This window comes from Inquilinus sp. OTU3971, assembly GCF_038440215.1.
On record NZ_JASATH010000025.1, the window covers coordinates 26,033 to 41,498 of the forward strand.

12 protein-coding genes and 1 pseudogene are annotated in these 15,466 nt (G+C 67.1%); all 13 read left to right on the plus strand.

Features of this window, described 5'->3' with window-relative positions:
* The 13 genes and pseudogenes from AAHM41_RS08975 to AAHM41_RS09035 all read left to right on the plus strand — a co-directional run bounded on the left by AAHM41_RS08975 (window position 1) and on the right by AAHM41_RS09035 (window position 15,461).
* On the plus strand, window positions 1-495 hold the full coding sequence (locus AAHM41_RS08975; RefSeq protein ID WP_342236186.1) for a (2Fe-2S)-binding protein: 495 nt from the start codon (window positions 1-3) through the stop codon (window positions 493-495).
* Window positions 492-2,720 (plus strand): xanthine dehydrogenase family protein molybdopterin-binding subunit, encoded by a 2,229-nt coding sequence (locus tag AAHM41_RS08980; protein ID WP_342236187.1) that lies wholly within the window; start codon window positions 492-494, stop codon window positions 2,718-2,720. The genes AAHM41_RS08975 and AAHM41_RS08980 overlap by 4 nt, the downstream gene beginning before the upstream one ends.
* Before the next feature lie 16 nt (window positions 2,721-2,736).
* Complete coding sequence (locus tag AAHM41_RS08985) at window positions 2,737-3,900, plus strand: HlyD family secretion protein (RefSeq protein ID WP_342236188.1); 1,164 nt, start codon at window positions 2,737-2,739, stop codon at window positions 3,898-3,900.
* Complete coding sequence (locus AAHM41_RS08990) at window positions 3,897-5,501, plus strand: MFS transporter (protein WP_342236189.1); 1,605 nt, start codon at window positions 3,897-3,899, stop codon at window positions 5,499-5,501. Before AAHM41_RS08985 ends, AAHM41_RS08990 begins: the two co-directional genes overlap by 4 nt.
* Before the next feature lie 80 nt (window positions 5,502-5,581).
* Complete coding sequence (locus AAHM41_RS08995) at window positions 5,582-6,403, plus strand: alpha/beta fold hydrolase (RefSeq protein WP_342236190.1); 822 nt, start codon at window positions 5,582-5,584, stop codon at window positions 6,401-6,403.
* Window positions 6,404-6,488: 85 nt separating this feature from the next.
* Window positions 6,489-7,349: an alpha/beta fold hydrolase gene (locus tag AAHM41_RS09000; protein WP_342236191.1), complete on the plus strand. Its 861-nt coding sequence runs from the start codon at window positions 6,489-6,491 to the stop codon at window positions 7,347-7,349.
* A gap of 136 nt (window positions 7,350-7,485) precedes the next feature.
* Window positions 7,486-9,000, plus strand: coding sequence for a mechanosensitive ion channel family protein (locus AAHM41_RS09005; protein ID WP_342236192.1), 1,515 nt, complete (start codon window positions 7,486-7,488; stop codon window positions 8,998-9,000).
* Between the two features lie 541 nt (window positions 9,001-9,541).
* A pseudogene (locus AAHM41_RS09010) lies at window positions 9,542-10,236 on the plus strand (IS6 family transposase).
* 815 nt (window positions 10,237-11,051) lie between these two features.
* Window positions 11,052-11,348 carry a DUF5676 family membrane protein gene (locus AAHM41_RS09015; protein ID WP_342236193.1) on the plus strand — a complete coding sequence of 99 codons (297 nt, stop codon included), beginning with the start codon at window positions 11,052-11,054 and terminating at the stop codon, window positions 11,346-11,348.
* A 36-nt stretch (window positions 11,349-11,384) separates the two neighbouring features.
* Entirely contained in the window at window positions 11,385-11,954 is a 570-nt protein-coding gene (locus AAHM41_RS09020; protein WP_342236194.1) for a Spy/CpxP family protein refolding chaperone, read from the plus strand.
* A 106-nt stretch (window positions 11,955-12,060) separates the two neighbouring features.
* Window positions 12,061-12,378, plus strand: coding sequence for a DUF2933 domain-containing protein (locus tag AAHM41_RS09025; protein ID WP_446719438.1), 318 nt, complete (start codon window positions 12,061-12,063; stop codon window positions 12,376-12,378).
* A gap of 3 nt (window positions 12,379-12,381) precedes the next feature.
* On the plus strand, window positions 12,382-13,074 hold the full coding sequence (locus AAHM41_RS09030) for a methyltransferase family protein (RefSeq protein ID WP_342236195.1): 693 nt from the start codon (window positions 12,382-12,384) through the stop codon (window positions 13,072-13,074).
* Window positions 13,071-15,461, plus strand: a complete 2,391-nt coding sequence (locus AAHM41_RS09035) for a heavy metal translocating P-type ATPase (protein ID WP_342236196.1) — start codon at window positions 13,071-13,073, stop codon at window positions 15,459-15,461. The genes AAHM41_RS09030 and AAHM41_RS09035 overlap by 4 nt, the downstream gene beginning before the upstream one ends.
* The last annotated feature ends 5 nt before the right edge of the window (window positions 15,462-15,466 follow it).

A 15,466-nucleotide genomic window follows, 5' to 3' on the forward strand; every position in this document is an offset into this window, starting at 1 on the left:
ATGCCGACGCTGACGATCAACGGTGCACCGCGTACCATCCGGTCGACGCCGGACACGCCGCTTCTCTATGTGCTGCGCGACGAGCTCGGCCTCAACGCCGCGAAATATGGCTGCGGCCTGGGCCAATGCGGCGCCTGCACGGTGATGGTGGACGGGCAGGCCGTCTTCTCCTGCATCACTCCTGTCGAGCTCGTCGCCGATCGTACGGTGACGACCCTGGAGGGGTTGGGGACGCGCGAGCATCCCGGCGTGCTGCAGCAGGCCTTTATCGACGAGCAGGCAGCCCAATGCGGCTACTGCATCCCCGGGATGATGATGCGGGCGCAGGCGCTGCTGGAGCGCGACAGCGATGTCTCGGACGCTGCGATCCGCGCCGAGCTGGAACCGCATTTGTGCCGCTGCGGCACGCATATGCGCATCCTGCGGGCCATCCGCCGGGCGGCCGACGCGATGGGCCGGGACCGGCCCGCCAAGACCTCGGAGGGCCGGTCATGAGCATGGTCATCTCGCGCCGCCGCGTCTTGGCCGGAGCCGGCTCGCTTCTGCTCAGCTTCAGCTTGGTGCCTGCGCGGGCACAGACGGAAACCGGCAAGGGTGGTGGGCCATCGAAGCGCGGGTTGCCCGGAAGCCTGGACGACACGCCGCGCCTCGACGCCTGGATCCGTATCGACGCTTCGGGCGCCGCGACGATCCTGACCGGCAAGGCCGAACTCGGGCAAGGCCTGAAGACGGCGCTGCTCCAGGTCGCAGCCGAGGAGCTCAAGGTCCCGTTTGGCTCGCTGACCCTGATTACCGCCGATACGGACCTCACCGCGGATGAGGGCTACACCGCGGCCAGTCACTCCATGCAGGATTCCGGCACCGCGATCCGCAACGCGGCCGCGCAGGTCCGCGATATCCTGATCGGCGAGGCGGCCCGGCGGCTCGGTCTCTCCGAGGCCCAGCTGCACGCGGCCGGCGGAGCGGTGCTCGGGCCAAACGGGGTCAAGATCGGCTATGGCGAGCTGGTCCGCGACCAGTTGCTGGATGTCGAGGCGCAGCCCGTCTCGCGGCTGACGCCCACCGCCGACTTCACCATCATGAACCACCCCATGCCGCGGGTCGACATCCCGGCGAAGGTCTCGGGCGGCGAGGCCTATGTCCAGGACATGCGCCTTGCCGGCCTGCTGCATGCGCGCGTGATCCGGCCGCCGAGCTACGGCGCCGTGCTGGAACGCGTCGACACAGGCCCAGTCGAGGCCATGCCCGGCGTGGTCCGGGTGGTTCGGAACGGCAGCTTCCTGGCCGTCGTCGCTGATGAGGAGTGGATCGCGATCCAGGCAATGCGCCGCCTCGCCGCCGCGGCGGTCTGGACCGAGAGTCCGTCCCTGCCGGACGAGGCGAATCTCGCGGCGGCGCTGACGGCCCTTCCTTCGAAGGACACCGTCATCTTCGACCAGGGGCAGGCCGGCGCCGCCGGCACGGTGGTAGAGGGAACCTTCACCCGCGCCTATCTCGCCCACGGCTCGATCGGCCCGTCCTGCGCGGTCGCGGAGGCGCGCGATGGGGCGGTCACCATCTGGACTCACACCCAGGGCGTGTTCCCCCTGCGCCAGGCCATCGCCGGCATGCTGAATCTCCCGCCCGAGAAGGTGCGCTGCATTCATGCCGAGGGCGCGGGCTGCTACGGGCACAACGGCGCGGACGACGTCGCCGCCGATGCCGCGCTGATCGCGATAGCTGTCCTGGGCCGGCCGATCCGCGTGCAGTGGATGCGGGAGCAGGAGCATTCCTGGGAGCCTTTCGGCCCCGGCATGGTCACGTTGGTCCGCGCCACGGTCGACCAGGCCGGTGACATCGTCGACTGGCACCACGAGGTCTGGAGCCAGTCGCACATGATGCGGCCAGGCCCGCCCGGAACGCTGCTCGCGGCCCGGGACATGACGGATCCGGCGGCGGCGCCGCCGCCGGTCGAGCTGGCGCAACCGGAGGGCGGCGGTGACCGCAACGCCATTCCCCTCTACCGTTTCCCCAACGCCAAGGTGGTGCATCACTTCCTGCCGGAGATGCCGCTGCGCGGCTCGTCCATGCGCTCGCTCGGCGGTTACCTGAACGTCGTCTCGATCGAGAGCACGATGGACGACCTCGCCCGCGCCGCGGGGCAAGATCCCATCGCCTTCCGGCTCAGATGGCTGGACGACGACCGGGCCCGCGCCGTGATCCAGGAGGCCGCGGCGAGGTTCGATTGGAGCGGCCGCCCGAAGCCAGCTGCCGGCGGCGGATACGGCTTCGCCTTCGCCCAATACAAGAACCTCGAGGCCTATTGCGCGATCGCCGTCGAGATCGCGGTCGAGCCGGAGACGGGTGATGTCCTGATCCGGCGGGTGACCGCGGCCGTCGACACAGGCGAGGTCATCAATCCCGACGGCGTGCGCAACCAGATCGAGGGCGGCATCGTGCAGTCCACGAGCTGGACCCTGTTCGAGCGCGTAACCTTCGATCGCACACGGATCACCTCCGTCGACTGGTCGGCCTATCCGATCCTGCGCTTCGCCAGCGTGCCGGAACGGATCGACGTCGCAATCCTCGACCAGCCGGGGGCGCCATTCCTCGGCGTGGCCGAGGCGGCGCAGGGGCCCATGGGAGCCGCCCTGACCAATGCGATCCGCGACGCGACCGGCCACAGGCTGCGCGACCTGCCGCTGACGCCGGCCCGCATCAAGGCGGCCATCGGCCCCTGACAGAGGCTACGCAACGATGACGACGGCGACCATAGGGGCCGCGGGCTCCCGACCCGAGGCCGCCGCGCCAGGCGCGGAGGGCCGCGGGCTCAAGCGCGCCCTGACACACCCGGTGTTCCACGCCGCGATCCTCGTCGCCATCGTTACGTCCGGATGGACGGTGGCGTCGAACTGGGATCGCTGGACAGGGACCTCCCGTTTCCAGCGGACCGACGACGCCTTCATCGCGGGCGACACCACACCTCTCGCAACGCAGATCTCCGGCTATGTCCGGTCGGTGGCCGTCGACGACTACCAGGTCGTGGCATCGGGGCAGCTGATCGCCGAGATCGACCCGGCAGACTACCAGGCGCAGCGCGATCTGGCGGAGGCGGATCTGGCCGCGGCCCGCGCCAGCCTCGCGGGCATCGCCGACAAGCGGGCGGTCCAGGCCGCGCTGATCGACCAGGCGAAGGCCACGATCGACGTTGCCCGGGCCGAGCTGGCGCCCGCCGCGGCCGAAGCGAAGCGCCAACGCGATCTCCTGCAGACGGGCATCGTCGGGACCGAGCAGCATGTGGAGCAGGCCGATGCCGATGCGGCGAAGGCGGCGGGCACCCTGTCCCTGTCTCAGTCGCAACTCGTCCAGCAGCAGGCCCTGCTGACAGCGCTCGACGCGGAGGAGCAGGAGGACGTCGCCCAGGTGGCGGCGGCCGAAGCCCGGCTGAAGCTGGCGCAGGACAATCTCGGCTATACGCGCATCCTGGCCCCCGCCAACGGGATGACGGGCGCCCGCCAGGTCCGCCCGGGTCAGTTCGTCTCGCCCGGAACGCAGCTCATCACGCTGATGCCTCTGGCGAAAGTCTGGGTCATCGCGAACCTCAAGGAAACGCAGATGACCAATGTCCGGGTCGGCGACCGCGCGAACATCACCGTCGACGCCTTCCCGGACGTCGTCCTGAGCGGCCGGGTGGAGAACTGGTCCCCCGGGACGGGCAGCGTCTTCGCCCTCCTCCCGCCCGACAACGCGACCGGCAACTTCACCAAGGTCGTCCAGCGGATGCCGGTGAAGATCGCGCTCGACCAGAACCCTGCCCTCGGGGCGCTGATCCGCCCCGGCATGTCCGTGATCGCCACGATCGACACGGGCGGTTCTCCGGGCGGAAGCGCCGCCTCCGCTGATAGCGGAGGAGGCCGATGACAGCGGCACCAGCCGGCACTCAACCCGCACCCCCGTCTGCGTCCTGGAGGCCCTATGTCGGCCTCGTCGGCGTCATGCTGGGCTCGATGATGGCGACGCTCGGCACGCGCGTCACCACCTTCGGCCTCGCCGATCTTCGCGGCAGCCTGGGGGCCGGGTTCGATGAGGGCGCCTGGATCACGACGGCGCTGGGATTGGGACAGCTGATCTCGGGCATCTCCTGCCCGTATCTCGCCTCCATCGCCGGCGGACGCCGGATCCTTTTGTCAGGCATTCTCGTCTTCTTCGTCGCCAGCCTGCTCGGCCCGTTCTCTCCAGATCTGGACGGCTACCTCGCCGCCCAGTTCTTCGCGGGCCTCGGCTCGGGAACGTTCATTCCCCTGACCCTGATCTTCATCCTGCGGCACCTGCCCAAACCGATGCTGATCTACGGCATCGCCATCTATGGGATGAATCTCGAGTTCTCGCAGAACATCGCGGCGTCCCTGGAGGGGTTCTATCTCGACACCCTGTCCTGGCACTGGCTCTCCTGGCAGTACTGTCTCGGGCTTCCACTGATGTTCCTGTGCGTCTGGCTCGGCATGCCGGCGGACCCGCCCAATGCTCCAGTGCTGAAGCGGATCGACGGCGCGGGCTTGGCATACGCCTGGCTGGGCCTCGGCGCCTGCTACGTCGCGCTCGATCAGGGCAACCGGCTGGACTGGACCCGCAGCGGAACCATCGTGGGCCTCCTGGCCGTCGGAGGCCTTGCCTTCGCCGCCTTCGTCGCCCGGGAACTGAAGACACCCTATCCTGCCTTGAATCTGAGGGCTCTCGCCGCGCCCGGGCTTCTCGTCCTGTTCATGCTGCTGGCGGGGCTGCGCTTCATCATCCTGTCCACGGCCTATGTGATTCCCACCTATCTGCAGACACTGCAGAACTACCGCGCCCTTGAGATCGGCGCGGTGCTGATCTGGATCGCCGCGCCACAGATCATCCTGGTGCTGCCGCTGGCCCTCCTGCTACAGCGGATCGATCCGAAATGGACGCTGGGCGCCGGGGCGGCCCTGGTCGCCGCGGCATGCGTGTTGGCGACGGGCCTGACAGGTGCCTGGGCGACGGCGGACTTCCTGCCCTCGCAAGTCATGCAGGCGGTCGGCCAATCGCTCGCACTGACGAGCCTGGTGGCGCTGGTTGCTACGACCATCAAGCCGGAACAGGCCGTCACCATCGGCGCCTTCATGCAGACGAGCCGGCTACTCGGCGGTGAGGCTGGCATCGCCTTCATGCAGACCTTCCTCAGGCAGCGCGAGCAGCTCCATTCCAATCTGCTGGGCCTTCATGTCCAGGGCCAGTCGGGGGACACAGCCAGCCGGATCGCCGCCTACGGCCATGCCCTCGCAGGCGAACTCGCCAGCGGTTCGGGAGCCGCGGCCGCCAACATCAAACTGCTCGCGAGTGCTGTCTCCCAGCAGGCCTATGTCCTCGCCTTCATCGACGCCTTCCAGGCGGCCGCTATCGTCGCCCTGTTCTGCTGGCTCCTGGCAGCACTCGTTCCGAAGGGCCCGCAACTCGCCGCCGTCCCCGCCCGAGCCGCGAGCCCGTCGGCCGAAGTGTCATGATGGTCGAAAGCGACCATCCCCTCGAACACAGGCGGCCGACGGCTGCCTGTGTGCCCGTGACCTCAAGAGAGAGTTCAAGCATGACCATCCTGACAGCACACGACGGCACCGAGCTCCACTACAAGGATTGGGGCCGGGGGCAACCAGTCCTGTTCAGCCATGGCTGGCCACTCAGCGCCGATATGTGGGACTACCAGATGCTGCATCTGGCCCAGCAGGGCTATCGGGCCGTGGCGTTCGACCGGCGGGGCTTCGGACGGTCCAGCCAGCCCTGGGACGGCTACGACTACGACACCTTCGCCGACGACATCGCCCAACTCATCGACTATCTGGATCTGAAGGACGTGATCCTGGTCGGCTTCTCCATGGGCGGCGGCGACGTCGTGCGCTACCTCACCCGCCATGGCAGCGGCCGGGTGGCGAAGCTGGTGCTGATCAGCGCGATCACCCCCCTGTTCATCAAGACCGACGACCACTCCGACGGCGTCCCGGCGGAGGTGTTCGAGGGCATCCGCGCCGGCATTGCTCATGATCGGCCGCAATTCCTCGACGACTTCAACACCATTTTCTACGGCACCAACCGGCCGGAGAGCACAGTGTCGAAGGGCATCCTGACCCAGACGCTGCAAATCGCGCTGCAGGCCTCGATCAAGGCCACGATCGACTGCGTCACGGCGTTTTCCGAGACGGATTTCCGGCAGGAGATGGCCGAGATCGATGTCCCCACGCTAATCATCCACGGCGACGACGACCAGACGGTACCCATTGGCCCCACCGCAAAGCTGGCCGCCAGCATCGTCCCCGGCGCGCAGCTCAAGGTCTATCGCGGAGCGCCGCATGCGACCTGCACCACCCACAAGGACCAGGTGAACGCCGACCTGCTGGCGTTCATCCGCGGCTAGGCCGGACGCCCGGGCGACCGGGCGCCTCCACTTGCCGCCGTCCGCCGGCGGCGGACAGCGGCCAACCCTCACGGAGCGTCAGCCGATGACCCAGAAAAGCTACACCATCCAGGCCAACGGCATCCGCCAGTTCGTCATCGAGGCCGGCGACGGCCCGCCGGTGATCTTGCTGCACGGATTTCCCGAGACCAATTTCGCATGGCGGTTCCAGATCCCGGTTCTGGCCGAGCGCTATCGCGTCATCGCGCCCGATCTGCGCGGCTACGGCGAAACGGACAAGCCGGCCACAGGCTACGACAAGCGCAACATGGCCAGGGACATCCGCGAGCTGATGCGCGTCCTGGACCTGCCGAAGGTCGCGCTCGTCGGCCACGACCGCGGCGCGCGGGTGGCGACCCGCTTCGCTAAGGACTATCCGGACCTGCTGGACCGCTTGGTCGTGATCGACAACGTGCCCACCCGCATTGTGGCGCGCGACATCAATGCCCACATCGCCAGGGCCTACTGGTTCTTCCTATTCCACCTGGTGCCGGACCTGCCCGAGGCGCTGATCGCTGGGCGCGAGCACATCTGGCTGCGGCATTTCTTCTCCGACTGGACCTATGACCCCTCGACGATCTCCGGTGAGGCGTTCGATACCTATGTCCGGACTTACCGGGCACCTGGCGCCGTACGCGGCGCGATGGCGGACTACCGGGCCAATGCCGAAGATATCACCCAGGACGAGGCCGATGCCGACGTCAAGATCGCCTGCCCGGTGATGTCGATGTGGGGGGCCGATTTCCACGCCGTCGGCAAGCTGTTCGACATGACAAAGGTGTGGTCGGAGTTCGCTGACGACCTGGTCGCCTATCCCATTCCCCGGTGCGGTCACCTGCCCCCGGAAGAGCGCCCGGATGTCGTCAATCAGTTGCTCCTCGATTTCCTTGAGAGCTGGCGCGGCTGACCGCCCGCGGCCTCCACATGCAAGGACAGGCAGTGTCTTCCTGGCATCGATGCGTGGCGCTCACGATAGTTCGTGAAGCTGCCACTCGCTCCCCCGACATCCGCGGCGCAGTCGTTCCACGTCCCCGGCCGGTCCGATGCTGAGTGCCGACGACATCCTTGGCATGGCCGGCGACACGTTCGTCCAGACCGGCGTGCTCGCCGTCATCGGCGCCGTGGTGACGCGCGTCGTGCTGCGCCACCACCCAACCCGGCGGCTGATCGGCCAGCTCGCCTTCTTCGCGGCGCTCACCGCCCTGTTGCTATACCACGGCATCGTGCCCTATCAGCCTGATCCGGCGATCGCATCCAACCTGCAGCGCTTCTTCGTCGGCCTTGCCAAGGTGGTCTGGTGGATCAATGCGGCCTGGTCCATCATCGGTATCGTCCGCGTCTTCCTGATCCTCGAACATCAGCCCCGTGAAGGACGGCTGCTTCAGGATCTCGTCGGCGGTGTCGTCTATGTCAGCGCGTTTCTTTCGGTCGTCGCCTACGTCTTCGATGCCCCGGTCGGGACGCTAATCGCCACATCGGGCGTCTTCGCCATCATTCTCGGCCTGGCGCTGCAGAGCACCCTGAACGACGTGTTCTCGGGCATAGCACTCAACCTCAGCCGACCTTACTCCATCGGCGACTGGCTCGTGCTCGGCAACGGGATCGAGGGCCGGGTGGTGGAGACCAACTGGCGCGCGACGCATCTCCTCAGCGGCACGAACGATCTTGTTATCGTCCCGAACGCCGACCTGGCGAAGGCGCGGCTGTCCAATCTGAGCAGTCCCGAACGAAGCCACGGCGTGACGCTGACGGTCCGGTTCCAGCCGACAACAGCGCCGGCCGCGATGGTCGAGGTGATGCGCTCGGTGCTGCTGAGCAGCAACTCGATCCTCTCCATCCCCGAACCGACGGCAGTGGTGACCGCGCTGGACGCCAACGCTGTCGCGCTCGATCTGTCCTTCCGGGTGGCGGAGATTGCGGCGACAGCGCAGGCGAAGAGTGAGATTTTCGACCTGATCTACCGCCAAGCAAAGGCGGCCGGCCTAGTCCTGTCCCTGCCGCCCAACGCCCTCGGCGCCGCGCCGGTCGCAGCGGGGGCAGAGGATGTACCCGTCCATCACCGCAGCACGCCGCAGCGCCTTCTCGACGCTATCACCCTGTTCGATTCTCTGACCGAGGACGAGAAGGAAGCCCTGGCCTCAACCATGACCCGCCGCACCTTCCGCAGCGGCGAGACCATGGTCGAACAGGGAACGGTGCTGACGTCGCTGATGATCGTCCGCAACGGCGTCGCCACGGTGACCCGGCTGGAGCATGGCAACGGGACGGAGCTGCGCCGGCTCGCACCCGGCGACTTCTTCGGCGAACGCGGCCTGCTGACCGGCGAAGGCGAGCCCGGGACCATCCAGGCCCTGACGCTCGTCGTCGTCTACGAAATCACGCAGGAAGGCCTGGCGCCGCTGCTGCGGGACCGCCCCGCGATTGCCGAGGAGCTCGGCTCCCTGCTGGCCCGCCGGACCGCCAGGGACCGGTACCGCCTCGAGCAGGGCGATGGATCCCCCGCCATCACGTCGGCTCCCGGCCTGGCCGCACGGATCCGGCGCCTGTTCGATCTCTGAGCCGCTTGCACGACATATCACTCCCGCATCCAGGCATGGGATTCTGCCTCCGCCTGTGGACTTCCAGGATGGGCGCCAGAAGAAGCTGAAACCCGTCGTCGATCAGCCCCTGCAGCCGGTGGGCTGGCCGACACGAACCCAGTCGGGGCAAGACACATCGATGTTCGTGAGAGCTCGCGACCACGGCGCAGATGAATTCACCTTCCAGACCAACGACGATCCGCTGCTGAAGCTGGCCCTCTATGTCCAGACAAGCTGACCCTGATTGACGGCGAAGCGATTCTGGCCAGTTCCGATTCCACGAGTGGCGGTGCAGTACATCGTCCAGGATCCCCCGCCGGCATCGGTCACCGATCGCGCTTCCGCGCGCGTGGGGATATGAGAGCGTATGAGAGGGGTGGTTGTGGGGACAGGATACCACCGATACCCATACAAGCTGGTGATCGCCGTATAGCTACATCAAATTCTGCAGCATACTGCTGGGGAGGGCTTGTCACGTTCGCGGCGTTGCAGAACGCTCGCGAGGAGCGTAGCGGTCGTCATGACCCCGCTTGGCTATTCCGGCTATCGCTTTCCATCCGACGTGATCCAGCGTGCCGTCTGGATGTACCTCCGCTTTACCCTGAGCTACCGCGACGTCGAGGACTTGCTCGCCGAGCGCGGCATCGAGGTGTCGTACGAGACGATCCGTCGATGGGTGAGTGCGTTCGGCCCGATGATCGCCCGACGCCTCCGCGCACAACGGCCAGCGCCGCATCGGCGATGGCACCTCGACGAAATGTTCGTCCGGATCGGCGGCAAGCTGAGGTATCTGTGGCGCGCCGTCGATGTCGAGGTACTCGAGGTGTTGGTTCAGGCTAGGCGGGATACGGCTGCCGCCCGCAAGCTGATGCGCAAGCTCCTCAAGAAGCAGGGGATCGCCCCGAACCAGTGGGTCACCGACAAGTGTCCGGCGTACGGCGCGGCGCTTCGTGATCTGCAGCTCGATGGCATCGCCACCTGCGGGCCAAGCGGCAAAACAACCGGGCCGAAAGCTCGCATGTCCCGGTTCGCCGACGCGGGCGCAAGCTGCAACGGTTCAAATCGGCCGCCTCGGCGCAGCGGTTCTTGTCGATGCATGCCGCGACCTACAACACGTTCAACATCTGCCGTCATCTCACCACCGCTCGCACGCACCGGCTGTTCCGAGCCGAGGCATTCGCAGCATGGCGTAGCGCGGCAGGCGTCGCCGCCTGAGCCCGGCGGACGCTCGCTTCAGAGCGGCCACGCCCGACAACGTGACAAAGCCATTCTCCGGTCGATCTCGTCGACGGAATCCAGACGACATACAGCACTGTCGTGAAAGGCAGCTCGATGGACCTTGTCCAAATCGACGGCCCCTTTCGAGTACCTGCCTCAGATGCGGAAGCTGCGCAGCCAAACAATGGGTCGGCGCTATCCTCACGCGAAGATCGATAGGATCACCGCCGCTTGACCTGGATCAAATCTCTCCCACCCCGGGTGGGCGATCATGTCTTCCATCCCGACGGATCGGACTCGGGAGGGAGCTTTAGACCGATGCGACAGAGGGATGGCACGGAAATGCAGTCGAAGAGAACGGTGCCATGGCACCGGGCTCGGGCGGCTCTGTGCATCCTGTTTGCTGTTGCTGCGGTCCTGTCCCTCAGCAATTCGATGCCGGCGCAGGCCAAGGCCAGCCCGTATCAGATCGTCTCGGCAGGATTCGCAGCCGATCCATGCCAGGGCGATCCCGCTCTCGGCATCGAACACTGCCACCTGACGACGACTTGCCCCCTCTGCGCCCCGCTCGATAGATCCATGGGGATCCTGGCGGCCCCGGACTTGGCATCGAGATGGCCCTCGGCAGCCGGCAAAGCGCTCAATCCCGGCCGGGCGATCGAGCCCCAGATCCGTCCCCCGGCGCTGCCCCTCCGGGCCTGATCGCCGCTGTCTCCGGCGCTCCGCGTCGGATGCAGTGGCGCCGACGACCGGCGGGAAATGCTCCAATCATGAGCTCTCGCTGGGATCGTGATCGCTCAGGAGACATCGTCATGGTCGCGTCAACGCGGGCATCCACGGCACATCCGGTCGCACCGCATCTCCCCATCGTACCGCTGGGGCTCAGTCTCAGCCTGTTTCTGGTGATCTCGTATGCGCTGTGCATCCTCCTCGGCCTGATCTGGCCGGGCGGCGGCCTGCATCAGCCGTGGCTGCAATTCCTGCCCGGCTTCACCTGGCTGACCTGGCAGAGCTTCCTTCTCGGCCTGGTCGAGACCTTTGCCTACGGCTGGTACGCCGCACTGCTGTTCGGGCTGCTCTTCAACACCTTCGCCGGCCGCCTCCGGTAGAGCCGACGTGCCTCTTCGATTCAGGAGAACCAGATCATGAAGACCTTTCGGACGATGACTGTCATCGGAGCCCTGGCGATGGCGGCAACGCCGTCTTTCGCCGAGGACAGCCATCACCCAGCCAATGCGGCACAGCCGGCGCCGCCCGCGGCGACCGCGATGCCCGACGCACCGCAGGCCACGATGGGCGGCGGGATGATGTCCGGCGGCATGATGGCGATGATGGGGATGATGCGCGGCGGCATGCCGGATCGCATGATGGCTCCCGCTCACATCGAGGGGCGCATCGCGTTCCTCAGGACGGAACTGAAGATCACCGAGCAGCAGCTTCCCCTCTGGAATGCCGTCGCGGACGCTCTGCGTGCCAACGCCCGCTCCATGGCCGGCATGATGGAGGACATGCAAGCCGCGATGATGCCATCCCAGGGCTCTGAGCCCAGGCCGCTCCTTCAGCGGCTCGATGTCCATGAGCAGATGCTCGCCGCCCGGCTCGACAGCCTGCGTCAGATCAAGACGGCCCTGCAGCCGCTTTACGCGGCGCTCGACGATACGCAGAAGCGGGCAGCCGACGATCTGCTCATGCCGGGGCCGATGGGAATGATGTGACCGGTGAGCGGCGCGGACCGGGCCTATCGCCGCGCACGTCCTCGCGATGTTCCCACATAGGTCCGGAACTGCCGCGCTCGCCGGTTTCCAGACGGAGGCTTTACCCATGTTGTTTCACCAGCATGCTGATCATCAGCACCCTGCGGCGAACATGAACCAGAGTGACGATGCCGCTCCACAGCAGTCCAGCTTCTGGAAATCGAAAGGTGGGCTGGTCGCGATCGCATTCCTTCTGATCGCCGCATTCCTGCTGCTGTCGGAGCACCGGGCGCATGTGCTCGGCTACCTCCCCTTCCTGCTGCTCCTCGCCTGTCCGCTCCTGCACCTGTTCATGCATGGCGGGCACGGCGGGCATGGCGGCAGTGGGCACGGCGGCCCGACCGGGCGCTCCAATCGGGCGAATTCCCCTCCGGATGGAGCGTGAACCATGGACACCCAAGCCCCCGCCTATGGCCTGTGGAGCCTGGTGATCCTCAACTCGGCCATCTTCATCTTCTTCGCGTTCAGCTTCTTCAAGCCGGCCACGCGCCGGGACTGGACATCGTTCGGGGCGTTCAGCGCTTTCCTGATCGCGCTGTTCGTCGAGATGTACGGCTTCCCGCTCACCATCTTCTTCCTCTCGGGCTGGCTGCAGAGCCGGTATCCCGGCGTCGACTGGTTCTCGCACGACGCCGGACACCTGCTGGAGATGACGTTCGGCTGGCGGGCCAACCCGCATTTCGGGCCGTTCCATCTCCTGAGCTTCGCTCTGATCGGTGGCGGGTTCGTCCTGATCAGCGCCGGCTGGCATGCCCTGTTCACCGCACAGAAGAAGGGCGTGCTTGCGACCACCGGACCATACGCCCATGTCCGACACCCCCAATATGTCGGCTTCGTCTTCGTCCTGCTCGGTTTCCTCCTGCAGTGGCCGACCGTCCTGACCCTTGCGATGTTCCCGGTGCTGGTCGTGATGTATGTGCTGCTGGCCCGGCGTGAGGAGCGCGAGGTCAGGGCCGAGTTCGGCGCTGCCTATGACCGCTATGCGGCCGAGGTTCCCGCCTTCTTGCCGAGATGGTCCCACCTCTTCGGCGGACCGGCCGCGCCCTCCGGTCCGGCCCATCATGGCGAGGGCACGCCATGACGACCACGACCATCGAGGTCAGCGGGCTGCAGGACGTGCTCGATCCGCTCGTGGTCGAGAAGCGCCTGCGGCGGCTGCCGGGCGTCACGGCTGCCAACGTCAACTTCGCCTCCGGGACGGCGACGATCTCGTTCGACGAGGCCCGCACGACGGTCGAGGCGATCCGGGCGGAGGTGATCGCCTGCGGCTTCCATTGCCGGGGCGAGATGGTGCCGCGGCATCTCTGCATCCCGGACGAGGTGACGGTGCCGCCGGACCACCCGGCGGCGCCGCGCCGCCACGGCACCGCCCCCGACGCCCCGGGCAAGGCGAGGCCGATGCCGCAAGACATGATGGCGCATGAGATGGGCCATGGCGCGGGCATGGACATGCAGGTCATGGCCCGCGACATGCGGAACAGGTTCTGGGTGAGCTTGGTCTTCTCCGTGCCGATCTTCCTGCTGCAGCCGATGGGCCTGGATGCCCTGCGCATCGACCCGCCCTTCGGTCTCGACCGCGAGATCCTGCTCTTCGTCCTGGCGAGCGGTGCGATCCTCTATCCGAGCCGGCCCTTCGTGGTCGCCGCCATCCGCGCGCTGAGGAACGGTGTCCTTAACATGGCGGTTCTGGTGCTGCTCAGCGTCGGCACCGGGTACCTTTTCAGCATCGGCGCGACGTTCTTCTTCGAGGGACAGCAGTTCTACGAGGCGTCGGCGGTCCTGCTGGTCTTCATCCTGCTCGGCCACTGGCTGGAGATGCGGGCCCGTGCCGGTGCCTCGGAGGCGATCCGGCGGCTCATGGACCTCGCTCCCCCGATGGCGACCGTCCTCCGGGATGGCCGGGAGATCGAGATCCCGACCGCCGCGGTCCAGCTCGGCGATACGGTCATCCTGCGCCCGGGCAACAAGATCCCGGCGGATGGCGAGGTCATCGACGGCCGGTCCGACGTCGACGAGTCGATGCTGACGGGCGAATCGATGCCGGTCTCGAAGACGCCGGGCGACATGGTCATCGGGGCGACGATCAACAAGAGCGGAACCCTGCACTATCGCGCGACGAAGGTCGGCGCCGACACGGCGCTCGCCCAGATCGTCAAGCTCGTCCAGGAGGCTCAGAACTCCAAGGCCCCGGCCCAACTCCTTGCCGATCGCACCTCGCAGTGGCTGGTGCTCGCGGCGATCCTGATCGGTCTGGCCACCTTCGCGATCTGGTATGTCTGGCTGGGCCAGACGCTCCTCTTCGCGCTGACATTGACGATCACCGTCTTCGTCATCGCCTGCCCGGACGCCCTTGGCCTCGCCACGCCCATGGCGGTGATGGTCGGCACCGGGCTCGGCGCCGTGAACGGCATCCTGTTCAAGAACGCCTCGGCGCTCGAGGATGCGACCAAGCTCGACATCATCGTGTTCGACAAGACCGGCACGCTCACCATGGGCCAGCCCCGCGTGGTCGAGGTGATCCCGGCCGGACGGTCTTCGCCGGACGAGGTGCTGCGCATCGCGGCGGCGGTCGAGCGCGGTTCCGACCATCCGCTCGCCCTGGCGATCGTCGACCAGGCCAAGGCGCTGGCTGCCCCCGAGGCTCGGTCCTTCCTCAATCTCGAGGGAAAGGGCGCGCGTGCCGAGGTCGAGGGGAAGACGGCGTTCCTCGGCAATCGTCGGCTGATGGACGAGGAGAAGATCGACCTCGGTCCGCTCACCGCTGCGGCAGAGCAGTTGAAGGGAGCCGGGCGCACCGTGGTCCATGTGGCGCGCGACGGGCAGATCCTGGGCCTTGTCGCCATCGCCGACGCGCCGCGTCCCACGGCCCGGGCGACGGTGGCCAAGCTGCGCCGGAGCGGCGTCCAGGTCGCGATGCTGACCGGAGACAATGCCGGGACCGCAAAGCGCATTGCCGGCGAGCTCGGCATTGAGATGGTGCTGGCCGACGTGCTGCCCGGCCAGAAGGCCGCGAAGATCAAGGAGCTGCAGGCACAAGGGCTGAAGGTCGGCATGGTCGGCGACGGCATCAACGACGCCCCGGCGCTCACCCAGGCCGATGTCGGCTTCGCCATCGGCGCCGGAACAGACGTCGCCATGGAGAGCGCCGACGTCGTGCTGATGAGAAGCGACCCCTACGACGTCGTCGGCGCCATCGAGCTGTCGCGCGCAACCCTGCGCAAGATGCACCAGAACCTGTGGTGGGCGGTCGGCTACAACGTCATCGCCTTCCCGCTCGCCGCCGGCGTGCTCTATCCCGTCCTGCTCAGCCCTGAGATCGCCGCGCTGGCGATGTCGGGCAGTTCCGCGCTGGTCGCCATCAACGCGCTGCTTCTGAAACGGACGCGGCTCGAAGGGCTCGGACCCGCCGGCGGCCTGGAAGCCAAGCCGGGAGTCGCGGACACGCGTCCCAGCGGAGCGCCGGTATGAGGCCG